18 protein-coding genes are annotated in these 24,415 nt (G+C 45.7%); 11 read left to right on the top strand and 7 right to left on the bottom strand.

Going from position 1 to position 24,415, the window contains the following annotated elements:
* Nucleotides 1-9: 9 nt before the first annotated feature.
* Both JGK36_RS11705 and JGK36_RS11700 read right to left on the bottom strand, forming a co-directional pair.
* Nucleotides 10-2,388: an amylo-alpha-1,6-glucosidase gene (locus JGK36_RS11705; protein WP_293191489.1), complete on the bottom strand. Its 2,379-nt coding sequence runs from the start codon at nt 2,386-2,388 to the stop codon at nt 10-12.
* Nucleotides 2,389-3,064: 676 nt separating this feature from the next.
* Nucleotides 3,065-4,150: a glycosyltransferase family 4 protein gene (locus tag JGK36_RS11700; protein ID WP_293175147.1), complete on the bottom strand. Its 1,086-nt coding sequence runs from the start codon at nt 4,148-4,150 to the stop codon at nt 3,065-3,067.
* Nucleotides 4,151-4,430: 280 nt separating this feature from the next.
* Between JGK36_RS11700 and JGK36_RS11695 the strand changes: the two genes are divergently transcribed.
* The 4 genes from JGK36_RS11695 (at nt 4,431) to JGK36_RS11680 (ending at nt 9,105) form a co-directional block, all read left to right on the top strand.
* Complete coding sequence (locus tag JGK36_RS11695; protein WP_293175145.1) at nt 4,431-4,712, top strand: hypothetical protein; 282 nt, start codon at nt 4,431-4,433, stop codon at nt 4,710-4,712.
* A gap of 416 nt (nt 4,713-5,128) precedes the next feature.
* The gene (locus JGK36_RS11690) at nt 5,129-6,616 is read left to right on the top strand and encodes an EH signature domain-containing protein (RefSeq protein WP_293191491.1); all 1,488 of its coding nucleotides are present in this window, start codon (nt 5,129-5,131) and stop codon (nt 6,614-6,616) included.
* A gap of 346 nt (nt 6,617-6,962) precedes the next feature.
* The gene (locus JGK36_RS11685) at nt 6,963-7,697 is read left to right on the top strand and encodes a phosphoadenylyl-sulfate reductase (protein ID WP_293175141.1); all 735 of its coding nucleotides are present in this window, start codon (nt 6,963-6,965) and stop codon (nt 7,695-7,697) included.
* Nucleotides 7,698-7,950: 253 nt separating this feature from the next.
* The gene (locus JGK36_RS11680) at nt 7,951-9,105 is read left to right on the top strand and encodes a class II fructose-bisphosphate aldolase (RefSeq protein WP_293200932.1); all 1,155 of its coding nucleotides are present in this window, start codon (nt 7,951-7,953) and stop codon (nt 9,103-9,105) included.
* Nucleotides 9,106-9,264: 159 nt separating this feature from the next.
* On the opposite strand, the gene JGK36_RS11675 is transcribed toward JGK36_RS11680, so the two are convergent.
* On the bottom strand, nt 9,265-10,101 hold the full coding sequence (locus JGK36_RS11675) for a Uma2 family endonuclease (protein ID WP_293191493.1): 837 nt from the start codon (nt 10,099-10,101) through the stop codon (nt 9,265-9,267).
* A 197-nt stretch (nt 10,102-10,298) separates the two neighbouring features.
* On the opposite strand from JGK36_RS11675, the gene JGK36_RS11670 reads away from it, so the two are divergent.
* On the top strand, nt 10,299-12,503 hold the full coding sequence (locus JGK36_RS11670; RefSeq protein ID WP_293175135.1) for a Tex family protein: 2,205 nt from the start codon (nt 10,299-10,301) through the stop codon (nt 12,501-12,503).
* 283 nt (nt 12,504-12,786) lie between these two features.
* Here the strand turns inward: JGK36_RS11670 and JGK36_RS11665 are convergent, their stop codons facing one another.
* Both JGK36_RS11665 and JGK36_RS11660 read right to left on the bottom strand, forming a co-directional pair.
* Nucleotides 12,787-13,905 carry a GDSL-type esterase/lipase family protein gene (locus tag JGK36_RS11665; protein ID WP_293175133.1) on the bottom strand — a complete coding sequence of 373 codons (1,119 nt, stop codon included), beginning with the start codon at nt 13,903-13,905 and terminating at the stop codon, nt 12,787-12,789.
* A gap of 15 nt (nt 13,906-13,920) precedes the next feature.
* Nucleotides 13,921-15,300: an MBOAT family O-acyltransferase gene (locus JGK36_RS11660; RefSeq protein ID WP_293175131.1), complete on the bottom strand. Its 1,380-nt coding sequence runs from the start codon at nt 15,298-15,300 to the stop codon at nt 13,921-13,923.
* A 197-nt stretch (nt 15,301-15,497) separates the two neighbouring features.
* Here JGK36_RS11660 and JGK36_RS11655 point away from each other — a divergent pair, with 197 nt between their 5' ends.
* A complete protein-coding gene (locus JGK36_RS11655; protein ID WP_293175129.1) occupies nt 15,498-15,626 on the top strand; it encodes a hypothetical protein in 129 nt (42 codons plus the stop codon).
* Between the two features lie 512 nt (nt 15,627-16,138).
* Nucleotides 16,139-16,708: a Uma2 family endonuclease gene (locus JGK36_RS11650; protein WP_293191829.1), complete on the top strand. Its 570-nt coding sequence runs from the start codon at nt 16,139-16,141 to the stop codon at nt 16,706-16,708.
* Nucleotides 16,709-16,989: 281 nt separating this feature from the next.
* Here JGK36_RS11650 and JGK36_RS11645 read toward each other — a convergent pair whose 3' ends face one another.
* The gene (locus JGK36_RS11645) at nt 16,990-18,072 is read right to left on the bottom strand and encodes a PIN/TRAM domain-containing protein (RefSeq protein ID WP_293175123.1); all 1,083 of its coding nucleotides are present in this window, start codon (nt 18,070-18,072) and stop codon (nt 16,990-16,992) included.
* A gap of 378 nt (nt 18,073-18,450) precedes the next feature.
* On the opposite strand from JGK36_RS11645, the gene hemW reads away from it, so the two are divergent.
* The 4 genes from hemW to JGK36_RS11625 all read left to right on the top strand — a co-directional run bounded on the left by hemW (nt 18,451) and on the right by JGK36_RS11625 (nt 22,855).
* Nucleotides 18,451-19,791 (top strand): radical SAM family heme chaperone HemW, encoded by a 1,341-nt coding sequence (hemW, locus tag JGK36_RS11640; RefSeq protein WP_293175121.1) that lies wholly within the window; start codon nt 18,451-18,453, stop codon nt 19,789-19,791.
* A gap of 227 nt (nt 19,792-20,018) precedes the next feature.
* The gene (locus JGK36_RS11635; protein WP_293175119.1) at nt 20,019-20,279 is read left to right on the top strand and encodes a hypothetical protein; all 261 of its coding nucleotides are present in this window, start codon (nt 20,019-20,021) and stop codon (nt 20,277-20,279) included.
* A gap of 121 nt (nt 20,280-20,400) precedes the next feature.
* On the top strand, nt 20,401-20,667 hold the full coding sequence (locus JGK36_RS11630) for a DUF1830 domain-containing protein (RefSeq protein WP_293175117.1): 267 nt from the start codon (nt 20,401-20,403) through the stop codon (nt 20,665-20,667).
* 622 nt (nt 20,668-21,289) lie between these two features.
* Entirely contained in the window at nt 21,290-22,855 is a 1,566-nt protein-coding gene (locus JGK36_RS11625; RefSeq protein ID WP_293195986.1) for an FAD-binding oxidoreductase, read from the top strand.
* Nucleotides 22,856-23,271: 416 nt separating this feature from the next.
* On the opposite strand, the gene JGK36_RS11620 is transcribed toward JGK36_RS11625, so the two are convergent.
* Entirely contained in the window at nt 23,272-24,141 is an 870-nt protein-coding gene (locus tag JGK36_RS11620) for a lipid kinase (RefSeq protein ID WP_293175113.1), read from the bottom strand.
* Nucleotides 24,142-24,415 lie beyond the last annotated feature (274 nt).

The raw sequence follows: 24,415 nt of genomic DNA, 5'->3' as shown, positions 1-24,415 counted from the left end.
TAGCCGCATTTAAGCTTCGATAATTACTCGCAAATTGCCGCGTTTTTTCATCACCCGACAAGCGGTTGAGGAACCAGATCTCTCAAATTCCAAATCTAGCAAAGTTGAGCCTATCCTTAAGTTGTTTAGCGACAACTTATTAATCGATTCTGGTAAGGCTGGATCGATAATTCGCAGTTGGTTGTTAGGGGCATCGGGAACTAAATTTAACATCATTTGCAACAGTTGAAAAATGCTGCCAGTTGCCCAAGCTTGGGGCGAGCAAGCTACAGGATACTGCACGGGGCGATCGCTCTGGCTGTTGCGCTCGTAGCCGCAAAAAAGTTCGGGGGGACGCTCGTAGGGTTGCAGCAAAGTCATGTCAAATAAGCCTTGAGCTACTTCTAGGGCTTGTTCGACTCGGCCGAGCGATCGCAATCCCATAGCTGTCAAAGCGTTGTCGTGCGGCCAGACTGAGCCTGTGTGGTAGCCTATGGGATTGTAGGCGGGAGATAAGGAGGATAGGGTGCGAATTCCCCAACCGCTAAACATATCTAGGGCTTGCAATCTTTCAGCTACGCTGCGAGCTTTTTCTCGCGACAAAATGCCGAGGTGCAAACAGTGTCCCGGATTTGATGAAATGCTGTCTACAGGTTTGCCTTGGCCGTCTAATGCTAGGGCGCAATAATCTAAATCTTCGATCCAAAAATCGCGGTTGAATCGGGTTTTTAGGTCTTTTGCTTCTTCTAGCCAGCGATCGCATAAATCGATGCGTTTCTTGATGCGGGCAATCTCTGCCAGCCTGGTTTTGGCAGCGTAAACGTAGGCTTGGACTTCGCAAAGGGCGATCGCTCCTTCTGCAATGACGCCCGATCGGTTGACGATGCAATCTCCCGAGTCTTTCCAGCCTTGATTTGCTAAGCCGCGCTGGGATTTTTTGTAATAGCTGAGGTAGCCTGTGGCGGCACATTTGCGATCGATCCATTCCATCGCTGCCAAAGCATTTGGCCACAAAAGATCTAAAGTTTGGCTGTCGTATGTCCAGGCGTAATATTCAGCGTAAAGCATCAACCACAAAGGCGTAGCATCGACTGTTCCGTAATAGGGAGTGTGGGGAATTTCGTTGCAGCGAGCCATTTCTCCCATGCGAATTTCATGCAGTATTTTGCCCGGTTCTTCGTCGCGCCAATCGTCGTCGGTTTTGCCTTGATAGTGAGCTAAGGTTGTCAGAGTTTGTCTGGCTAAACTTGGATCGAGAATTAAGATTTGAGCAGCGGCGATGATGGAGTCGCGCCCGAATAATGTCGAGAACCAGGGAACTCCGGCTGAAATTGCTTTGCCTTTGCCAAAGGTTTGTCGTAGGGAATAAATGTCTTGTTCGGCGCGTTTTAGGAGTCGATTAAAGGTGTTTTTATCTGACTTAATTCTGGTAATTTCGGTCAGCCATTCTCGCTCTTCTAAAAGTTCCGCTGCTTTGGCTTGAACTAGGTTTACGGGAGTGGTAACTTGGGAGATCGATTTGCCGTCGATCAGCATTTTGAGCCGATATCCCAATTTGATTGCTTCGTGGGATTTTAGGGAGATGCGCCATACTGCTGTATTCCCCTGAAACAGTGATGGTGGCTGGTTGTAAAACTCGATCCGAGATTCCATTACTAAGCCGTCTAAACCTTGGTAGGCAAGGGTTAAATCTTGTTGAAGATCGCAGAAAGGATATGGGGCGATCGCTCGATCGCCGATCGAGTTTTTTGCTGATTCTTGAATTGGCACATTTGGGTTTTCTACTGCCGGATTTTCACCGTGGCTATTGCCGTTTGCAGCGTCAGGAAAAGCTGCTTTGTCTGCAAATTCGCTGGGGGATGCTCCGTCGGTTTTTTGGGGCATCAGGCGCAGGAGTTTCCCGCGCTGGGAGCGGCCGTAACCCCGGACTTCAAATAAGTCTAAGAAATCTGAGCTGAAGCTGAGACTTATTTCAAAGCTGACTGGTTTTGTGGTGAAGTTGGTGATTTCTATTTCTTCAAATAAACCGCCGTTGAGCACCATTTCTCGCCTGATGCCGATGGTTTCTGCCTGGATGCGATCGTCAATGCGGGGATTGGAGCATAAAACTGTTTGCAGGTAGCCTTTTTCGGCGTTGCTGCTGAGCAAAATTGGCGATCGCCCTTCTATTTGCAATTCTAGGCGGCTGAGGAAGCGCGTGTCGTGGCAAAACAACCCAAAGCTAGACACGTTGTCGTCTTCTAAGCAGCCTGAGATGTTGCCGAGGGTGTCAGTAATCAGAAATAAATCATCGTCTTTGAGGGTGAGTGTTGGTTGAGGTCGATCGGCGATCGCGCAAGGCCACTCGGTTACGGGTAACTCCGCAGCAGCGACAAATGTTTTTCCTTCTATTTCATAGGTATCGGTCATTGTTTACAAAAAGTGGATTCCCAGCTTTCAAAAGTTTAATTTTCTTGAGCTTTTGACTCTTGACTTTTTGGCATTAAATTTTGAGGCGAAGCACCCTGATGTAATGCTTCACTATTGAGATCATACCATTTTTTTTCAACTGATGCCAGCAAATAGTTGACTTCCTAAAATAAATTTCATTTTTCTTAAATCCGGACTAAAAAGTGAAGTGCTCGGTAAAAAATCAGCATGATATCGACCAACTAATACAGCAGTTTTTAATAGACTTATTGCAAAAATAGCTAGGACGGGCTAGAAGCCCATCCCACATTTTTTTCTTGTGGGATGGGCTTCTAGCCCGTCCCCAAAATAGCTAGGACGGGCTAGAAGCCCATCCCACATTTTTTTCTTGTGGGATGGGCTTCTAGCCCGTCCCAAAAAATTAATTAAAAAAACTTTTGTAATATTATCTAATCTTCTGAAATACATTAGGGACATGGCAATGCCGTGTCCTTCTTCCTCTTGCTGCTGAGAATCTTCTACTGAAAGTTCGAGCCTGTTTTACGACAACTAAAATGACAATTAATTAAACTCAGGTAAAAACCGGGTGTTTCCATAAAACAACCCGGTTGATTGAATGTGGTAAGTAAATTTTGGATAACTAAACCCGCCTTGCGTTTAATTTGTCCTCGCCCAGCTATCTGCCGTGCAGTTCTAATTCTGTCAAATGATGCGCGTGACCGTTTTGAGAAAATCGCTCTTTTAAAATTTGTCGGTAAACTGCTTCATAGCCATCGACCATTGTTTTAACGCTGAAGCGATCGATCGCGTGTTGGCGACAAGCGCTGCGATCGAGTTCTCGGGCCGGCTCGATGGCGGCGATACATTCTGCCACGCTTTCGCACAGAAAACCCGTTTTTTCGTGAACAATAACTTCGGAAGTCGAGCCTAATTTCATGGCAATTACGGGCGTTCCCGTTACCATGGACTCAATCATGACTAACCCGAAAGGTTCGCGCCAAGTAATCGGAAATAATGTGGCGACTGCACCGCCCATCAGCACGCTTTTTTGGGCGTGGTTGGCTTCGCCTAAATATTCTATTTGCTTGCCGTCAATGTGCGGCTTGATTTCTTGCTCGAAATATTCGCGATCGACAATATCGACTTTGCCGGCAATCTTTAAATGCCAGCCGGAAGCCTTAGCAATTTCTATGGCTAAATGAGCACCTTTTTCGGGCGAAATACGACCGAGAAAAGCTAAATAAGGAGGATTGTCCGGCTGCGGGTGAAATTCGTAAGTCGCCGGATCGATGCCGTTATAAACTGTGGCGACGTAGTTGAGATTTAGTCTTTCTTCCCGCTGAGAGTTAGAAATACTTAGATAGGGCTGAGTGCGGGCCAAGCTAAACATCTTCTCGTTGTCTGGGGTAAAAATGCCGTGGAGGGTGTGAACTGTGGGCGTTTTTACTAAGTGCGAGTAAGACAAAGCTGTGCAGCCTACGTGGGAATGAATGATATCAAATTCTCCGGCTTTTCCATATACTTTGCTCAGTTGCATCATATCGTAAATGCCGTATTCTTTAACGGTGGGATCGAGACGCAGCGCTCTGGGGTGAACTGATTCTAAAGTAGCAGAAGTAATTGAATCGCCGGAGGCAAATAAGGTGACTTCATGTCCCCTTCTGACTAATTCTTCGGTCAAGAGGCTGACCACCAGTTCAATTCCTCCGTAAGCTGGGGGCGGAACTCGCTCGAACAGGGGGGCAATTTGGGCAATTCTCATCACAAACCTTCTAATTTTATTTACTGTAAAATTTCCTACGCGATTGAGGATTGTTACACTAGGTAGTGTTAGCAACTTCTCTTAACTTTTAAGTTACTCTCGCGCACAACTAAATTTAATAACAATTTACAAATTTAGTCTATGCTACTTGAGAGGGAGATTGTGATTTCAGTTGACAGTTGACAGTTGACAATTGACAGTTGAGTGCGACCTCTACCTGGAAGTCCGAGGATGGGAGTAATGAATAGTCTGATTTTAATTTCTCAAGGGCGATCGGGCTTTGGGCTTTAAACCAATTCTTTCGGGTAGGGCGATCGCACTTGTGTGCTTCTTTTTTGAGTTCACAGGACTACTGCCGCACGGACAAGCTAGCTTGACTTCTGCCGAAAGAGAGCATAACGCCCAACCCCAGCTAGTTTTCCCAGTCGTACCTTCCCTGAATATCGAAAATTGTGTAAAATATTACAATCACAGAAATGACGCGCGGGCGAGCCAATCAACGGGGTTTTCAATTGCGATCGATCGCACACTTGCGAGAGATTTATGTACAAAAGTCGGTTGAAAGTTGACAGTTGACAGTTGACAGTTGAAAGTTGACAGTTGACAGTTGACAGTTGACAGTTGACAGTGACTTCTACATGGAAGGAATATAGTGCAATACCGTTTACTTAAGACAGATCCCCCCTAACCCCCCTTGAAAAAGGGGAGTAGGGGGTGGGACAAGAATGCTCTCAAAGTCCCCCTTCTTAAGGGGGATTTAGGGGGATCTCCGGCGCATAAATAGTGTTAAGTCAACCGTATTGGAATATAGTGCTGTCGCGAACTCGCAAGTTGTAGAATACGCGAGCTCTTGCGTGCTCGCACTATAATAAAAAAATGCTTTTCGCAAAACAGAGATGCTCCCCTTTAAACCAATTCTTTCTGGTCAAAAATTGCATCATGCTAGTGCAGCAACTTTATAGCAAACAAATTATAAATATGAGCGTTCAGTTTCGCCAAATTCAACTACCGGAAAATCCCACCCAGCCACTGCCAGAAAAAACAAAAAATGCGGGAAGCTTTGTACAGAAAAGCAAGCCAAATGTTCCCGAAGTGAAAGCAAGTGTTTTGCGAGAAATGGCAGAAATTATAGCAGATATTGAGAGCGATCGAGCTGACAGTATTACTCCTCTAGAATGGACTTATTGTCTCTGGGCTAAATCTCAATGGGATCTAAAAAATCCCGTGAAGCGAAGCTATCCCGTAGGGAATCGCACCAGAGAAATATCTCAAGCTATTTGGCTGGTAGCTCAGAACAATGTGCGCCTGAAACAGCAGTTGTTGTGGCGTTTGGCGCTGCATTACAGCCACCAGTTAGAAAATCCTGTTTCTAGCAATGCTCCCGCCCTCGATCGAGCTTTGGTAGAGTGCTTTGCCGACTTTGCCAATACAGCGACTGGCACCGATGCTTTGCCAGTACAAATCATTAAAATACTGACCCGCGATTTACCGGATTACGAGCTAGCAAAATTGACTTGGCAATACCTAAAAACCCCAGTAGAACTATTAGGAAAAGCTCAGTTACCCGCAAGTATCCCCGTAGTCGATCGCGCCGGGCCACACCTTGCCGGAATTTTTGCCAAAAATCAGGTTGCCGATTTGTCGGGTGTAGAATGGCTGCTCAGGTGCTTGAAGGAAATGCCACCAGCGTCGCAACTTGCAGCAGTTGAAGAGTTGTTAGTTAAAATTTCGAGCGATATTCTCAAAAATCAACGGCCGAAATTGGTTGAGTGGGTGCGAGACGAATATTATCCGAAATTGCAGTTACTTTCGGCTCCCGCTCAAGAGTCGCTGAGGCGATGGATTGGCGGACTAAATTACAGTTATTTCCAGAAAACAATCGATTTGGTGGCCCGGATGCTGCGGCTGTCTGATGCGGAAATTAAGCAGTTGGAGGAGCGCCGGGATTTTTGGGCTAATTATACCGATCGCCTGCTGCGGGTGCGGTTGCTGTTGCCGCAGTCGTCTGTGAGCGCGATCGGCTACCAGTTGCCCTTTGATGTGGATATCTTGCCGGAAGACGGCAATCCTCCAACGGAAGTTTGCATTTTTCAGTTGGAGGGCTATTGCGCGATCGAGTTTTTCCGGGGCACCGGCGCCGAAATTCGCTTGATTAAGCGTACCAAAGAGAGCGATCGGCTGTTGTTTGTCAAAAAAGAACTGTCTGTTAAGCGCATCAGAAAATTAGGTGGCGAAGTGCACGATCGCGTTTTCATGTGGCAAAGTTCTTGCGAAAAGTGGCTGAAGCAGAAAAAAATTATGCCCAATGAGGGGACTAAATCTTTTCAGGGAATGTCGCAGTATTACGGCAAATATGATTCTACAAATGGCTTGAGAATGCCGGAACCTCAGGAACAAAAAGAGCGGGAAGTTTTATTGAAAAAGTGGCAGAAAGAAATGGAAAGTTTGGCAGCAGAGAGCAAATAGTCAGTTGCCAATACTATCTAAAGTAATAGTTGAATCGGGAGAATCTCAGTTTAGTATTACTTAAGCGCACAAAAAAGATGAGATGACATCAAATGTTTGAGCGTGGTTGTACCGTAAAATTTTGCACCGCATTCATCTCCTCGTGCGAGACTTGCAGTCCGAAAAATTTTAGCGAGGGACGTTGGGGGCGATACCGCTGTCAAGTCTCAACCTTTTTCCTCTCTACGGCTGCTCGGTTCAAGCTGTGGATGCGTTTTTGATCTAGCGTGCGATTCATCGGTGAGAAAGATACTGCGATCGGCTATAATCAAGAGTTAGAAAAAAAGAACACCGATCGCGCAAAAATATGGTTGCCACTCAGAAGAATCTCAACATAGCCGCCCTGGAAGCAGAATACAGTCAAAAAACACCGCGAGAAATTCTCAAATTTGCCCTAGACAATTTTGACAATATTTCAATCTCTTTCAGCGGTGCCGAAGATGTAGTTCTGATCGACATGGCATCAAAAATTACCAAAAACTTCCGCGTTTTCACCCTAGACACGGGACGGTTGCACTCAGAAACCTATGAGTTTCTGGAGCGAGTTAGAAAACATTACGGCATTAAATTAGAAGTAATGTTTCCCGATTCAGCAGAAGTACAAGCCCTAGTAGATGAAAAGGGATTGTTTAGTTTTTATGAAGACGGCCACAAAGAATGCTGTGGCGTGCGGAAAGTCAAGCCGCTTCGCCGCAAATTGAATACTCTCGATGCTTGGATTACCGGTCAGCGCAAAGACCAAAGTCCCAGTACCCGCAACGGTATTCCGGTGATTGAAGTTGACGGTGCTTTTTCAACTCCAGACCATGAATTAATTAAATTCAACCCCTTAGCAAACTGGTCTTCGGCAGAGGTTTGGGAATACATTCGCGCTTTGGAAGTGCCTTACAATAAGTTGCACGAACGCGGTTTTGTCAGCATTGGTTGCGAACCTTGTACGAAACCTGTATTGCCAAACCAACACGAACGCGAAGGTCGTTGGTGGTGGGAAGAATCGACGATGAAAGAGTGCGGTTTGCACGCTGGTAATGCACAAAAATAGTTGACAGTTGACAGTTGACAGTTGACAGTTAACTAATGGGAGCATCTCAGTTTTGCATTTATTATAGTGCTGTCCCCGCTCGCGAGCTGTACAATACTCGCGAGCTCTTAAGCTCGCACTCAAAGAAAAAATGCTTTTTACAAAAATGAGATGCTCCCTAACTAATGACTGAGGACTGATGACAACTAACAACTAACAACTGACAACTGACAACTGACAACTGACAACGGAAAAGTTTTTAAGCCAGGTACTTATGCTCGCCTCAACTAGCGAATTGCTGAACACAGCCCGGAGAAATGCTTACGCGATCGGCGCTTTTAACGTGTACAATCTCGAAGGAGTAAAAGCCGTCATCGATGCCGCCGAAGCGCTGCAAAGTCCTGCGATGCTGCAACTTCACCCCAGCGCCCTCAAATACGGAAAATCGCCTTTAGTTGCGCTTTGCATGGAAGCAGCGCGCAAGTCCTCCGTGCCGATCGCAGTACACTTAGATCACAGCACCTCAGAAAAAGACATTCACCTCGCCCTCGCCGCCGGTATCAAGTCCATCATGGCTGACGGTTCTCCTTTGTCTTACGAACAAAACTTGATATTTACTCGCGAAATGACTGAGTTATCCCACGCTAACGGTGCGGTAGTTGAAGCGGAAATCGGCAGAATTAGCGGCACGGAGGACGGTTTGACAATTGAAGAAAAAGCGGCCAAGATGACCGATCCGGTGGAAGCTGTAGAGTTTATTGCAGCAACTAAGGTGGATTTTTTAGCGGTAACAATTGGCAACGTTCACGGTAAATATTTCAGCGAACCGAAACTCGATTTTCCGCGTTTGGCAAAAATCCGGGCTTCTGTTTCGGTGCCGTTAGTGTTGCACGGCGCTAGCGGTTTGCCGGAATCGATGATTAATCAATCTATTAAATTAGGTGTGTCTAAGTTTAATGTAAATACGGAAGTTCGCGATGCTTATATGGATGTGTTGAAAACTAGCAATTCTTTGTCCGATCCGGATTTGTTGGAAGTTATGGAAAAGGCGATCGCTGCTATGCGATCGGTGATTGCGGGTAAGTTGCAACTTTTTGGTTCTGCTGGTAAGGCTTATTTGCATCAATCTCCTTACGCGGAAGGATTTACGGCAAATAGTGTCAGCAAGAAACAAGAAAATCGGGCGGTTCAAATGACGGGCGGTTCAAATGAAAAACCGGGCGGTTCAAACCGCGTCTACACAGACAAAACCTGCCTCCGCAGGTTGAAGAAAACCGGGCGGTTGAAACCGCTTCTACACAGACAAAACCTGCCTCCGCAGGTTGAAGAAAACCGGGCGGTTGAAATAGAAAACCGGGCGGTTGAAACCAGGTTTACACAAACACTCACGTGCCTCCGCAGGTTGAAGAAAACCGGGCGGTTGAAATAGCTTAATTCCAAGCATATTGGGTTAAACTTACGCGATCTTCTTCAGTCCGCGGAGGCGGACTTTGTTTGTGTAGACGCGGTTTCAACCGCCGTCTTTTCTAACGGTTTAAAAACGGAGGCGGACTTCGTTTGTGTAAACCTGGTTTCAACCGCCGTTTTTCTAACGGTTTAAAAATCGATCGGGATCGATGCCAGATTCCCGCAACCGCTGAATCAAAGACTGCAATTGAGCTTCCGCTGACTCAGCGCGCTGCCGTTGCTGTTCCGCTTCAGTCAGAATCCAGTTGCCATCAACATCATACCAGCGCAACCACAGGCGATCGATTCCCTGAAACTCCCCTTGCCACAAACCCAAGCCCAAACCTAGATCCGGAATCCAGACTCGCGAGTCAGATAATTCTAATTCTTGATAGTGTCCGGCATTCAATACAAATACTCGCAACCTGTTAGTATAGCGGCTGAAAACAGCATAAACAGGAACCCGCAAAATCTGCTCGTAAACCTCCCATTTACTAGGCGGTTTCTCATTTGTCTCCGCCTGCAAAACTTGCCCGTTACCCGCAGCATTCGGCTGATTTCCTGAATTTTCGTCATCGATATTTGCACCTAAATCTTCTTTTTCGGTTCCCGGTGAAAGCAGTTCCACAATTACAAAAGGATTCACGCCTTCCTGCCAAGTAACGTAACTCATCCGCAGTTCAGATCCATCGTACAGTCTCGGAACTCCCACAACTCCAAACCAATCGGGGCGTTTGTGCCACAGAGGGTGCTGCACGTCATAATAAAGGTTCATGTCAGTGCCGCTAAATATCTCAGAAGCCTGATAATTGCGAGGGCGAAACGCCAGGGTTAACAACTGCGGCTGCCAATCGTGAAATTCGTCTGGCTTCCCAGGTTCCTCCGAATCTTCGCTAGGTAAATCGTACATCGTCGGCAGCGTTTCTCTGGGCGATCGCGGCGGATCGCTTTGCGGCACTGGATATTTAAAAGGAAACATATAATATTGAGAAATGACTGCATTTATGCTAACATCATTTTAATACTGCTAAGGCGTTCCAGCAAACCTTCTCAAAGTCTTATTGATCTCATTTCCTCCTCTGTGTCCTCTGCGCCTCTGCGGTTCATTTTCCTATTAATTCGCGGAACTCATAAATATTTTATTAACTGCCAGTAATTGACTCAAACTTCTGTACTATGCTCAACATTCCTCAACTGATTGCTCAAGAACTTTCCATCAATCTTTCTCAAGTCAATAATGCTCTGGAACTTTTTGCGGAGGGCGCAACTATTCCGTTTATTGCCCGCTACCGCAAAGAACGCACCGATTTGCTGAACGAAATTCAGTTGCGGGATATTTCCGATCGCTTCACCTATTTGACGGAAATTGAAGACCGCAAAAAGTCGATTTTAGAGACGATCGCCTCCCAGGGCAAACTTACGGCCGAATTGCAAGCCAAAATTGAGTCGTGCTTGCAAAAAAATGAACTCGAAGACCTTTATCTGCCTTACAAACCCAAGCGGCGGACGCGGGCGACAATTGCTAGAGAAAAAGGTTTAGAACCGCTGGCAATTTTTATTAAGTGTCTGAATTTGCCGACTGCTAAACCAGCCGATATCGAAGCGGAAGCAGCTAAATATATTTCGGAAGAAAAGGGAGTGAAGACAACAGAAGAAGCTGTCAAAGGTGCTGGGGATATTTTGGCGGAAGCAATTTCCGAAAAAGCTGAATACCGAGCTTATTTGCGAGATTTTTTAATGAAGACGGGGGTTTTTGTCTCGAAAATTAAAGATGATTTCCCGGAAGGAAGTACGAAATTTGAAATGTACCGCAGTTACCAAATTGCAGCGAGAAATGTTCAGTCGCACAATATGTTGGCGCTCTTCCGCGGGGAAACGGAGGGGGTTTTAGATTTAGATTTAGCCTTTGATGAATCGGCGGTGATGGCTTATTTGGAATCTCAGGAAATTAAAACTAGGATACCTGAAGTTAAGGAGTTTTATCGATCGACCTTGAAGGACGCTTTCAACCGCCTGATGAAGACTTCGCTGATGACGGAAGTGCGATCGCACCACAAAGCAGAGGCTGATATCGAGTCCATCACCACCTTTGAAACCAACCTCCGCGAGTTGCTGCTGTCGGCGCCGGCGGGCATGAAGCCCACACTCGCGATCGATCCGGGATTTCGCACCGGGTGCAAAGTTTCCGCCCTCGACGAAACCGGGCAGTTTTTGGAATATCAAGCCATTTTCCCCCACCAAGCCGCAGGCCAGAGACAACAAGCTGGTAAAATTGTCAAGCATTTGCTGGAAAAATATAAAATTGAATTAATCGCGATCGGCAACGGTACAGCTTCCCGCGAAACCGACGACTTTGTGTCGGAAGTTTTGGCAGATATGGACAAAAAACCGATTAAAGTTATGGTGAACGAATCCGGCGCATCGATTTATTCAGCGAGTGATGTGGCGATCGCCGAATTTCCAGATCTCGACATCACAATTCGCGGCGCAGTCAGCATCGGTAGGCGTTTACAAGATCCTTTAGCCGAACTTGTCAAAATAGACCCGAAATCGATCGGAGTCGGTCAATATCAACACGACGTTGACCAAAAACTGCTCAAAAAGAAACTCGACGAAACAGTCGAAAGCTGCGTTAACTACGTCGGAGTTGACTTAAACACAGCCTCGAAAGAACTGCTGACCTTTGTATCGGGAATGACAGCAACAGTTGCCAAAAATATCGTCAATTACCGCAACGAAAACGGCGCCTTTAAAAATCGCCGCCAACTCCTGAAAGTTCCCAAACTCGGGCCAAAAGCTTTTGAACAAGCAGCCGGATTTCTCCGCATTCGCGGCGGCGAAAACCCGCTGGATAATACAGCAGTTCATCCTGAAAGTTATCCTGTTGTCCAGGCGATCGCCAAAGATTTAAGTTTGCCGCTGACCGAAATAACACAAATATCGGCAAAAGTCAAGACTGTAGATATCAAGAAATATGTGACCGAGAAAGTCGGAGAACCAACACTCCGAGACATTATTTCCGAACTAGAAAAACCCGGAAGAGACCCGCGCGCCGAGTTTAAATATGCTACTTTCCAAGCCGGAATTAACGAAATCTCCGATTTGCTAGTTGGGATGGAATTGGAAGGCATTATCACGAATGTAGCTAACTTTGGGGCCTTTGTTGATGTGGGAGTTCACCAAGATGGTTTGGTTCATATTTCTCAATTAGCCGATCGCTTCGTGGACGATCCGAAACAGGTTGTGAAAGTCGGACAAGTTGTGAAAGTGCGGGTTTTGGAGGTGAATGAAAAGTTAAAGCGGGTGAGTTTGACCATGAAGCTGCAAGAAAAACCGCAACCGTCAAATAGCGCGAGGCTTCCCGCCCCGCGCCGGCGTTAAAACTAGCGATCGTATCGTGTGCGATCGATTAACCCCAATAAATAAAGTTCGTACTGCGGACTTCAGTCCGCTCTTAGGATCGCAAATTAAATAACTTACAATTTTAATTGTTATTGTGGGATGGGCGTCCCGCCCGTTCAAAAAGGGCGGCTCTCCCGCCCACACCACAAACTTGTGGAAGTTATTTAATTCTCATTCCTTAGACTGCGGACTGAAGTCCGCACTACGAACCCTTTTTGTTATAGTAATCTACCGGATATGGTATCCACACGACAGACAGATTTTATCGAGCTTTTTCAGATTTGCCAACGAGATCGAACAACCCTTCAGCAACAGCTTGATTGCCGTCTTTATCAAGGTGGACACTATCAAACTTAATGTACATCGGAGCAGAACGACCTTCTTTTTCGGCAATTTGCGATCGACCCCGACGAACTGGTTCCGTACCATCGAGATAGGCTACACCGAGTGACTGACTAATTTCCCCAAGTCTCTTACCCGCGTCGATAGTCAGCCGATTTTTTGGCACTCGCTGCTCGTTGTCAAAAAAACCGTCAAAAGCAATAAAGCGAGCAGGTAAGTAAACTACAACGAGCGATCGACCGTCAGCAGCAACGGAGTCTCGGAGTACGCTCAAATCTTCTTCAAACTGCTTCCAAACGCGTTCGGGGAGATCTGGAGGCACATTAGCCTGCTTCCAGCCAGAGGCTACCGTTGCGCCCAAAGGAACTTCCGGGTTGATGTTGTTATTTGATAAACCTAGCAAGTACAAGCATTTTTGGGAGTTGATTCTCAGCCAGGAAGGAGAAGCTAAGACGTGAGTAACTTGTTTTAATCCGTTTTTAAAATTGTCCAGTTTGGATTGAGGGGCAGGATCTAGATAGGGGTTTTTCGGTGCACCTTTGTCCTCGCGGCGAAACCACGTCATTGAGACCATGTTGTTGTCTACAGCCAGCACTACTATATCTGGTTTGTAGGCCGACCACTGGTTGCGATAAACATAGTTAATTTCTTTGACCGTATAACCTTCTATAGCGCTGTTGATATAGGTTGCTTTGGCACCATTTTTCTGAAAAACAGTTGCTAGTTGAGCTGGCCAAGTATCTTCTGCACCAATCCCAGTCCCAAATGTTGTTGAATCCCCCATCCCGAGGATTCGCACTTCGCCAGGGGGTTTCTGAACCGGCAGCAGGGGGCCGCGATTTCCCGCACTGCTCATCGCGATGGGACGACCTCCTGTAAATTCGCGATCGTAAACGTTATTTTTGTACTCAGGAGCAATAACTTGCAGCATTCCTTCCAATAATAAAGCTGCTAACAATAGCTTTGACAAGTCTACGGTCGTGCGGCGAAATGCGGTTTTTATATGGGAAAGTGCTTGGTCATTAAATATTGGGAGCATAACTGATCGATCCGATTAGAACTGGAAGTAAATGAAATTTGAACTTGAGGCGCCGGCAAAGGTAAATATCAGCGCAATTGCGATCGTACAAACAATCCACTTGAGCAAATTTGGGTGTAGCTGAGCCCAGCTCATCCATCGTTGCTTCACATCCCCCCATTGAATTAGCAAAACTAGCGCCAGGTAGAATATCGGGCGATAGTCAATAGGTATCCGGCCATCAGCAAAAGTCAATATCCGCTGAAATACCACACCCGCACTGTTCAAATCAGATGATGCAAAGAGTACCCAAGAAGTACAAATCACAAAAAAGGTCAACAGCCAGTGCAGGAAATAACTGGCTTTCGACTTAGGTGCAGAGGAGAGTCCAAACGCTCTTTCCATTGACAGCATTGCCCCTTGCAAACCTCCCCAAGCAACCCAGTTCCATCCAGCACCGTGCCAGAGCCCTCCCAGCAGCATAGTGATCATTAAGTTTCCATAGGTACGGAGTTGGCCCTGCCGGTTGCCACCCAGGGGAATGTAAAGATAGTCGCGCAGCCAATTTGACAGTGAAATGTGCCAGCGGCGCCAGAAATCAGTAATGCTGTAGGCCATATAAGGCTTGTCAAAATTTTTCGGCAGTTCTATTCCGAATAGACGGGCAGAACCGATCGCCATATCTGAATAACCAGAAAAGTCGCAGTAGACTTGAACTGTAAAGGCGAACGTAGCTAGTAACAACCCCAACCCGGAAACGCTCTGGGGCCCACTAAACGCCTCACTGGTAATTGATGCCATCGGGTCAGCTATATAAACTTTTTTCAGCATCCCCCAGATGATTTGGGCAATGCCACTGCGGATCCCAAGCCAGTCTACCGGTGACTCGCACGTCAACTGGGGCATGAGAGTCTTGGCGCGGACGATCGGGCCAGCAACCAGATTAGGGAAGAAAATGACGTACAGTGCTAGGTCGAGAAATGACTTTTGGGCAGGTGTAACGCCCTTGTAGACATCGACTATGTAACTGATCGTCTGGAATGTGTAAAAAGAAATACCCAGAGGTAATAGTAGATTTAGTTTAGGCCAAGGATAAAATCCAAACAGGGAGTGTGCCGAAGCCGAGAAGAAGTTTGCGTATTTGAAAACGCAGAGAGTGCTTATAACTACAACCAAAAAACCAATTAAGGCAGTAGTTTTATCTCTGTTTTTAGTTGATGACTCTATAATGCGAGCTGTTGTATAAGCTAGCAGGGTATATAAAACCATTAGGAGCGAGTACGGTACGCTCCACACCCAATAAAAGCAGTAGCTAGCGAATAACAAAAACCAACGTCGGTATTGCGGTGTCAGCAAGTAATAGACATACACCACCACCACCAAAAAGACCAAAAATAATGTGGAGTTAAACAGCATCTTTTGAAATCTGAAATTTTAGCGATCGCTAAGTGAATCGTATCTATAGAGATAGCGGTTGTCAATGATTGGAACATTTATTTTTCGTAACAAACCCCAAAGACGCTTTAACAGTTGACAGTTGACAGTTGACAGTTGACAGTTGACAGTTGACAGTTTGAGAGTGACCTCTACCCTTAAGTCCGAGGATTGGAGTAATGAATAGTCTGATTTTAATTTCTCCCTCAAGGGCTTGGGGCTTGCAACCAATTATTTTTGGTAACGTGCAGCGTCCGAACGGAGAGTATAAAACTTTACGATTTATTGAGAATTGCTATTATTCTTGATAAGAATGTTCTCTGACATTTTTAAAAGAGCAGACTGCGGTGCAAATCACCAAAGGGTCAAATGATGCCCGAGGGAGGGACTCAGTTGACAGTTGACAGTTGACAGTTGACAGTTGACAAGACCTCTTGCAAAAATCGGAAAACACCCTGAAATTATCTGCGTTTACCTGTGTTTATCTGTCTGACATCTGCGGTTGCAGGATCGATCGAAGACTTATGCAATCTTGTCTACAGTTGACAGTTGACAGCTTGCCGTGAACGTAGTCGAATGGTTAACCTAGGACATCAGTTGACCTAGAAGGAAGAGGATTGGAGTAATAAATAGTTTTCTTTTTATTTCTCCTTATAAGGGATAGGCTTTCAACTAATTCTTTCTGCTAATTTTAACCGCTCTTCAACCCCTCTGGGTTGGGATGAGAGTTTGTACAGACGCCGTTTCAACCGCCTGGTATTCTGAGCGATCGCGCATCGACGAGCTATAATTGTGTAATCCTCACCCACCTCAAAATTATATGGTTGCAAGTAAAAGCGACACCTACGTCTCCCCCGAAGACTATTTAGCAGGCGAGAAAGTCAGCCCCATCAAACACGAGTACAGACAAGGAAAAGTCTATGCAAAAGCAGGGGCAAGCAAAGCTCATGTCATTATTATGGGGAACGTATCTGTACTTTTGAGAAACCATCTTCGGGGAAGTGGCTGTATACCTTACATGGCAAACATAAAAGTTCGGATTGAGGCAGCAAATTGTTATTACTATCCCGATGTAGCGGTGACTTGCGATGAACGGGACAGTAATACTGCTGAAGATTTCATTATCTACCCGCGCTTAATTGTGGAAGTTTTATCGCCTACAACAGCGGCTTTTGACAGAGGCGAAAAGTTTGCCGATTACCGTACTTCCGAAAGTTTGCAAGAGTATGTATTAATCAATCAAGAAAGAGTTAGTGTAGAGTGTTTTCGCCGGAATGCAGAGGGTTTGTGGGTGCTTTATCCTTACAGTGAAGGGCAAGACGTTCAGTTGGCGAGCGTTAATTTTAGCTGTGCGATCGAGGCTTTGTATGAAGATGCGATACTACTCTAGTTCATCAAAATTGTTCGATCGTTCGGACTAAAGTCCTGATTGACTAAACGGCAGAGAGCGGACTAAAGCCCTCACTACAAACTTGATTTTTTCTTGCTGGCTTTCCAAGTGCCGCCGTAGAAGTAAAAAGGATTGTTTTTACTTACCGATTCCCAACATTTAAGACAGAGAAAAAACCACTGCCCCGACTCGTCATACCGGGCGCGGTAGAGAGTCGGGGCAGATAGGGAACAGCGATCGCAATATTTAACCCTAATTCCTCTGGCCATTGTTTCTCAGTTTCAAGCAATAACGGACTCTTGAGGGCGGGCAAAAATCATGCGGCCCGCGCTAGTTTGCAAGGCGCTAGTAACTACGACTCGGGCTTCGGCGCCGACGTAGCTGCTACCTGCTTCTACGACAACCATTGTGCCGTCATCCAAGTAACCGATTCCCTGAGACGGTTCTTTGCCTTCTTTGCGGATTTTTAGTTCGATCGTATCTCCCGGCAAATAAGTCGGGCGCACTGCATGAGTCAAATCGTTGATATTTAAAACGGGCAGTTTTTGAACGGTAGCTACTTTCGACAAGTTGTAATCGTTGGTGAGCAAAATGCCGTCGATATCCAAAGCGAATCGGACTAATTTAGCATCGACTGTGGCAATCTCTTCGTAGTCAGCCGAGTGAATTTGAATCCGTTCTGGATATGTTTCTTTGATGCGGTTGAGTACATCTAAGCCGCGGCGCCCGCGCACTCGCTTTTGATCGTTAGCGGAATCAGCTACCAGTTGCAGTTCTTGCAGCACGAATTGCGGGATGATAATTTGACCTTCGAGGAAGCCTGTTTCTAGCAGGTTTTCAATCCGGCCGTCAATAATGCAGCTTGTATCGACAACTTTGGCACTTGTTGGCTTGAAATTACCTTCGCCTATCAACACTGTGGTGTCTAAGCTTTTGGGGTTGATCAGTCGCAGGAAAGCGCGGCCGTGGGTGTCTGTCAAACTGACGCCTGTGAAGCCGAACATGACGCTTCCCAATACTGCGACTAGGGGTTTGATGAAGCCGAACTCGCGGGGAATTGGCAGCAGGAACAGCGGAGCCAGCATTAAGTTGGCGACTAGCAGCCCGATGATTAAGCCGATCGCCCGTGTCAGCAGCATTTCCACCGGCATATCCCGGACTTGCTTTTCTAACCGCCGGTACGTTGTTTGAGCGACTAATCCCAACACGAAGCCGATTAATGCTCCAAACGAGCCCAGTACCGAACTTAGGCCTTGTATATTTGTAACTTGCTCCAGCAGGTTGTTTGGCAGGAGCTCGACTCCGTAATAGCCGATTCCTCCGCCTGCAATTATGAATGAGATAATTATGATTGCGTCTAGCATTTAGTTCTAGGTTAATGAATGTGTTTATATTATATCTTTCTAGTGCTGATAGTTTTTTCGTGGTTGCGGTCGGATATCGCTATCTTTACTTACCAATTTTTATGAACTTATATTTCGCGCCTGTACCGTGCAGGGGGATATGCTACCCCTGCTTCACGGCATTGAGCGCGCCCCTTCACGGGCAGACACGAGGTGCGAATAGACCGCCCTGCAACCTGTTCGGGAATTACTGCCGATCGCCATCGCTAGGAGATTAAGCTAGAATAGCAGATCGTTCGCAGTGCGTTATTGCTAAGAAAATGTCACAATATACATAATTATTTATAACGGTTTAATTAAAACTTTAGATTTGAAGTTGCACTTTTAGCTGGAAATGTAATGAACCCTACCACAGATTATTTAACATTTGAATTCCCAAAAAGTGGGCAGGTGGCAAATTCCGGCATTCCCAGTTCGGCTTACCTGCACGTACCTTTTTGTCGCCGCCGCTGTTACTACTGCGACTTTCCGGTTTTTGTGGTGGGCGATCGCAAAAATGGCGAAAATTCCGGCACAATTGTCCAATACGTTGCCGTACTGTGTCAAGAAATTGCAGAAACTCCAAATTTAGGTACATCTCTAAAGACAGTTTTTTTTGGTGGTGGCACGCCTTCGCTGCTTTCTGTCAGTCAATTGAGCCATATTTTAGAAACTATCGACGGCAAATTTGGCATTGCTGCTGGGGCAGAAATTTCAATAGAAATTGACCCTGGAACATTTACTTTAGAACAGTTGCGGGGATATGCCGCAGCGGGAGTAAATCGAGTTAGTTTGGGAGTGCAAGCTTTTCAGGATGAATTGCTGCAAGCTTGCGGGCGATCGCACTCGGTGGCAGAAATTTTGGAATCAGTAGAAATAGTGCGATCGGCTGGGATTGTCAATTTCAGTTTAGACCTCATTTCTGGACTGCCGCACCAAACCTTAGAACAATGGGAAGCTTCCCTAAAATCAGCGGTAGCAATTAGCCCGACTCACCTGTCGAGTTATGACTTAATTGTTGAGCCCTTAACAGCTTTCGGGCGATATTTTGAAGCAGGTTCCCAGCCGCTACCAGCCGATGAAACTGCTGCTCAAATGTACCGTTTAGCGCAGGAAATTCTGACTGATGCTGGCTACGAACATTACGAAATTTCCAATTATGCTAGGCCAGGCTATCAGTGTCAGCACAACCGCGTTTATTGGGAAAATCGCCCTTATTACGGCTTGGGGATGGGGGCGGCGAGTTATGTGGAAGGCCGGAGGTTGACAAGGCCTCGCAAAACTCAAGAATATTATCAGTGGGTGCGAAATCTTTCCGAGACAACTTCTGCTGCTACCGCCCAACTGGGGGGGGAGACCCAGACCGATATTCACCCAGCAATTGAACCCAATTTTCAAGTCTCAGACAATGACGTTTTGTTAGAAACGCTGATGCTAGGTTTGCGTTTGGCAGAAGGGGTTAGCCTGTCGGCGCTGACTGAAAAGTTTACTCAGCAAACGGTTGATAAAATTTGGCATTGCTTGCAGCCCTACTGGCGGCAGGGATTGGTGGAAATTGTGAATGCTGGGGCGATCGCCACTTTAGCCGAAGGTGAAAAACTGCTCCTTTCGGGAAATTTGAGATTGAGCGATCCCGAAGGTTTTTTGTTTTCTAATACAATTTTAGCCGACTTGTTCAGCAAGTTAGAAGAGGATAATTAGCTTATGTCTGAGGAAGTATACACAGCGCTAAGGCGATCGCCCGTCCAGCCACACCCAGCAATTCGACAATCAGAAAATTAAATTGCTCCCTGGGTTTATAATGTCAAAAATAATGTGTTTTATATCGATCCTTAATAAAACTTAAGTAACGAACTAAGCCTTGAGATAGACGCGACGACTGAAATCCGGCTGTCATACTTGAGAGTGACGATTTAAAAAAGATCTTGATGGAAACCCTGACTCTCGAACGCCACAACATTCACAGCAATCCCAATCGGGTAATTAGCGATCGCGGCTGCAATCAAACTTCTAAGTGTAAATTTTGCGGTCACTACAAGATGCAAAGAGGTGCCGTGGGTCACTGTCAATTGTTAGGCGCACCAGTGCGAGGAGGATGGAAATCTTGCACTTTAGCACTGCCACCTTTTGCACCTTCTTGGGAACAGGTGGAAGGCGCCACTATTTCCTCAGGGACATTTATTAATTAATTATTAATTAATCTAAAGAATGTCGGGAAAATTTGATTTTGACAGGCGAGCGGATATATATTAGACTGAGGCTGGTGACAGATACCTTGCACAATTTCACAAACAAGTTAAAAACATGAATATGACACTTACTCAGGTAATTTCGGAACGTGATGCGCGTATTTTGTGTTGGTATCTCAATACTACTAGCCAAATGCAAATTGCTCGGATTACAAATATTCCGAATTGGTATTTTGAGCGGACGGTGTTTCCGGGAGAACGTTTTTTGTTTGAAGCGCTCCCGTCCGCTCAGTTAGAAGTTTGCAGGAGTGCGGAGACGGGTGCTATTGTGTGCGAGCGAATTTTGTGCGATCGGCTGCGAGTTGAAGAATTAAGCGCACCTGATTAAACCAGTTGACAAATAGTAGGGTGCGTCAGGTGTGACATTTTCAATCACCACAGAAAGTCTCATGCTGACGCACCATTGATTCCGGGGATAAGCTGTCGTGCAAATAAACATTGCATATTCGGGACGGGCTAGAAGCCCATCCCACAAGACTTAGATTATTTCTTGACATACAGTTTAAATGCCGCAACAGCTTACCTCAGTCTGAGATGGTTGGTTTGTCGCCAAAATCATCCTAGCTGACCAAGAATTTCACAGGTGGTACCCGCCACGTGATTTATCCGTGGAATCAATCCCAAATCGAAAATCATCAAGCCCCCGAATTTATCCGTGGGTCGCCTCTAAAATCTAAAATCTAAAATCGATTGACGCACCCTACCGATCGGGAACGGGAGCATCTCAGTTTTGCAAGAAGCATTTTTTCTTCACAGTGCGAGCGTCCCCGCTCGCGTGCTTTTATACGCACGCGAGCGGGGACGCTCGCACTGTAAATGCAAAACTGAGATGCTCCCTCGGGAACTCTTGTGGGGTGGGCCGGAGAACCCGCCCAAAACTTAAATTTAAATGCAGACCAGATTCTAAGCTAAATTATATAAAATTAACCGCTATTAAATATTAAAACCCGATGTCCCTCACCGAAAAAATTCTCTCCCAAGTGCCGGGAGACGCCCTTGGAGGCCTGCGAAAGGTCGATCGACTCTGGGAAAACCTCAAACAAAACACCGCCCCAACACCCGCAGCCGTCAAACACAGCCAACAACCCCTAGAAACCCTCGACTTCGACATAGTTATCAGCGGCGGAACCCTAGGAATATTAATCGGTACAGCCTTAGCAGTACGCGGTTGGCGAGTAGCCTTACTCGAACGCGGCATCCTGCGAGGGCGCGAACAAGAATGGAACATTTCACGCAAAGAATTAGACGCATTCTTAGAACTAAACTTGCTTTCAGTTGAAGAAATAGACAAAGCAATTGCCACCGAATACAACCCAGCCCGCATCAGCTTTACCAACACCCCTGACATCTGGATTCGCGACGTACTCAACATCGGCATCGACCCTATTTACCTCCTCGAAACCCTCAAACATAAATTTCTCCATTTCGGAGGAAAACTATTTGAAAATACACCATTTAAAACAGCAACAATTCACCCCAACGGAGTTATAGTAGAATCAGAAAATACCGATTCACCAAATGTCAACACTTCATTTACAACCAGATTATTATTAGACGCAATGGGACATTTTTCGCCCATTGTCCGTCAGGCAAGACAAGGCAAAAAACCCGACGCCGTATGTTTAGTAGTCGGCAGTTGTGCCCAAGGATACCCCAAAAATGACACTGGCGATATATTTGCATCCTTCACCCCAATGCAAAATCAGTGCCAATATTTTTGGGAAGCATTTCCCGCCAGAGACGGGCGCACGACTTACTTATTTACCTATATAGACGCCGACACAAAAAGATTTAGTTTAGAAACATTATTTGAAGACTATTTGCGCTTGCTTCCCGAATATCAAAACGTCGAACTCGAACAGTTAAAATTCCAAAGAGCACTCTACGGATTCTTTCCCTGCTACCGCCAAAGCCCTCTAAAAATGCCTTGGAATCGGATACTTCCAGTCGGAGACAGCAGCGGCAGCCAATCGCCCCTCAGCTTCGGCGGTTTCGGGGCAATGGTGCGCCACCTCAAACGCTTGACTCTCGGAATTGACGAAGCTTTAACCAGCGAAAGTCTAGACAAAAATTCCCTGGCACTTTTGCAACCGTATCAACCAAATCTATCAGTTACTTGGTTGTTTCAGCGTTCGATGAGTGCTGCGATCAATCAGAAAATAGACCCCAATCAAATCAATCAACTTTTGGCTGCTGTATTTGGGATAATGGAAGAATTGGGAGAACCAGTGCTCAAGCCGTTTCTTCAGGATATCGTGCTGTTTCCGGCTTTGTCGCAAACTTTGTTTAAAACAGCAATCAGCCATCCGGGATTGGTGATGAAAATTATCCCGCAGGTGGGGATAGCTAATTTGCTCGATTGGATGGTTCATTATGTGAATTTAGGGATTTATACAGGATTACAGCCTTTAGGGAAAGCGGTAGAACCGCAGGTAAAAAATTTAGGAACCCAACAGCAATACTATTTTCACCGATTAGTTGAAGCCTGGAAATACGGCGCTGGAGGCGATTATTAATTCTCAGTATTTTTATTCGTAGTAAGCACTTTCCTTTGGGCGAAGGTACGTAGTTGCGCTTCAGCGCTCTTTATAATATTAGGAAAGAGCGCTGAAGCGCAACTACGTACCTAATTTGTCTGATGACAATAAAACTGGGTTTGTAGTGAGGACTTTAGTCCTTCTTCTATTAAGGAATAAAGTCCTCACTACGAACCTTTTTTACTATGGTAATCGAGCGGATATGATATTACCGGGCGCTTAGCCTGGAAGTTATACCAATTATCTAAAATTGTGCAACACTCTTTGACCCCCCCCTAGCCCCCCCTTGCTAAGGGGGGGGACAAGAATACTGTTGCATTCTTCTGAAAAATTGGTATTAAATTAATCTTTTGTGGAACGGGCATCTTGCCCGTTACTGATATATGAGTTATCAGTTATGCAGGAGCGATAACGGCCAAAGCTTGGGGAATCACTCGGAATTTTGCAGGCGTTTGAGTGGTAATTTCACCGTCGGTATTAATCGGACGGCGCTTGCTAGTATTGATCTCAATTTCTTGAGCGTGCAAGGCGCGAACGTTGGGCCAACTGTTATGATTTCCTTGCCTCATCGCTGGCAGCAAAGCAATGATTTCCCACCAATTTTTTGTCTCTAAACTATACAAATCCAGCCGCCTGTCGTCGATGGTGGCATCTTCGGCAACTGTCATGCCACCGCCGTAATAGCGGCCGTTGCCGATCGCAATTTGAATGGTTTTCACATGAAAAGATTGGTTGTTTACTTTAATTTCGGCTCTAAATGGTCGCGATTCCCAGATTGTTTGTAAGGCGGTAAAAGCATAAGCTAAAACTCCCCAGCGCTGTTTCACGTCTTTAGTAAGTCTCTGGGTAATTTGCACGCTCAATCCTAAACTAGCTACATTAAAAAAATGCTGGCCGTTCACCCAACCTAAGTCTATGAGCCGAATTTTACCGCTGGCAATTACTTGACAAGCTGCGGATAAATCTGTTGGAATTTCGAGAGTGCGGGCTAAATCGTTAGCAGTTCCCATGGGCAAAATACCTAAGGGTAATTTAGTGTCGATCAAACCTTCTATGGCGCAGTTGAGTGTGCCGTCGCCTCCGCCGATTATTACTAATTCGACTTGATGTTGGTAGTGCCGAATTGTTTCGGAAATTTCATTTGCGTGGTTTGTAGATTCGACAATTAAATCAAAACCAAGTGCTTGTAATTTTACAGTGGCTTGAGATAATAAATTTTGCCCTTTGCGGGAGTGCTGGTTTACTAAAAGGAGAGCTTTTTTCATGAATAATTGGGAATTGGGAATTGGGAATTGGGAATTGGGAATGGGAATTATGTCATGGTTGGGTGTGGTTGTTTTTATCTTGGTTGTCTAAAAGCTGTGCTAAACTGCGATTTTGGTTTTTCAAATTAAGAATTTCACAGGTGGATGACTTAAGTGCATGAATTTAATGCTTTAATTACATTTTACCCATGGTGATGGATTGACATTAATCTTAAATAATTGATAATTGTAGCAAAAGATTGCTGAAAAGTCTCTCGCATTCTGCGCTAGCTGT

The organism is Microcoleus sp. PH2017_35_SFW_U_B (assembly GCF_020737865.1).
Lineage (GTDB): Bacteria > Cyanobacteriota > Cyanobacteriia > Cyanobacteriales > Microcoleaceae > Microcoleus.
Note: the sequence above shows the minus strand (reverse complement) of the source record. Positions and strands in the feature narration are given on the sequence as shown.

Bases quoted from the DNA above. Each gene is read 5' to 3' on its own strand.
- JGK36_RS11700 (WP_293175147.1), bottom strand. From the start codon at position 4,150: ATGAGAATTGCCCAAATTGCCCCCCTGTTCGAGCGAGTTCCGCCCCCA.
- JGK36_RS11625 (WP_293195986.1), top strand. From the start codon at position 21,290: ATGTCCCTCACCGAAAAAATTCTCTCCCAAGTGCCGGGAGACGCCCTT.
- hemW (WP_293175121.1), top strand. From the start codon at position 18,451: ATGAACCCTACCACAGATTATTTAACATTTGAATTCCCAAAAAGTGGG.
- JGK36_RS11675 (WP_293191493.1), bottom strand. From the start codon at position 10,101: ATGTTTCCTTTTAAATATCCAGTGCCGCAAAGCGATCCGCCGCGATCG.
- JGK36_RS11645 (WP_293175123.1), bottom strand. From the start codon at position 18,072: ATGCTAGACGCAATCATAATTATCTCATTCATAATTGCAGGCGGAGGA.
- JGK36_RS11620 (WP_293175113.1), bottom strand. From the start codon at position 24,141: ATGAAAAAAGCTCTCCTTTTAGTAAACCAGCACTCCCGCAAAGGGCAA.
- JGK36_RS11655 (WP_293175129.1), top strand. From the start codon at position 15,498: ATGAATAGTCTGATTTTAATTTCTCCCTCAAGGGCTTGGGGCTTGCAA.
- JGK36_RS11630 (WP_293175117.1), top strand. From the start codon at position 20,401: ATGACACTTACTCAGGTAATTTCGGAACGTGATGCGCGTATTTTGTGT.
- JGK36_RS11690 (WP_293191491.1), top strand. From the start codon at position 5,129: ATGAGCGTTCAGTTTCGCCAAATTCAACTACCGGAAAATCCCACCCAG.
- JGK36_RS11665 (WP_293175133.1), bottom strand. From the start codon at position 13,905: ATGCTCCCAATATTTAATGACCAAGCACTTTCCCATATAAAAACCGCA.
- JGK36_RS11680 (WP_293200932.1), top strand. From the start codon at position 7,951: ATGCTCGCCTCAACTAGCGAATTGCTGAACACAGCCCGGAGAAATGCT.
- JGK36_RS11685 (WP_293175141.1), top strand. From the start codon at position 6,963: ATGGTTGCCACTCAGAAGAATCTCAACATAGCCGCCCTGGAAGCAGAA.
- JGK36_RS11670 (WP_293175135.1), top strand. From the start codon at position 10,299: ATGCTCAACATTCCTCAACTGATTGCTCAAGAACTTTCCATCAATCTT.
- JGK36_RS11705 (WP_293191489.1), bottom strand. From the start codon at position 2,388: ATGACCGATACCTATGAAATAGAAGGAAAAACATTTGTCGCTGCTGCG.
- JGK36_RS11635 (WP_293175119.1), top strand. From the start codon at position 20,019: ATGGAAACCCTGACTCTCGAACGCCACAACATTCACAGCAATCCCAAT.
- JGK36_RS11660 (WP_293175131.1), bottom strand. From the start codon at position 15,300: ATGCTGTTTAACTCCACATTATTTTTGGTCTTTTTGGTGGTGGTGGTG.
- JGK36_RS11650 (WP_293191829.1), top strand. From the start codon at position 16,139: ATGGTTGCAAGTAAAAGCGACACCTACGTCTCCCCCGAAGACTATTTA.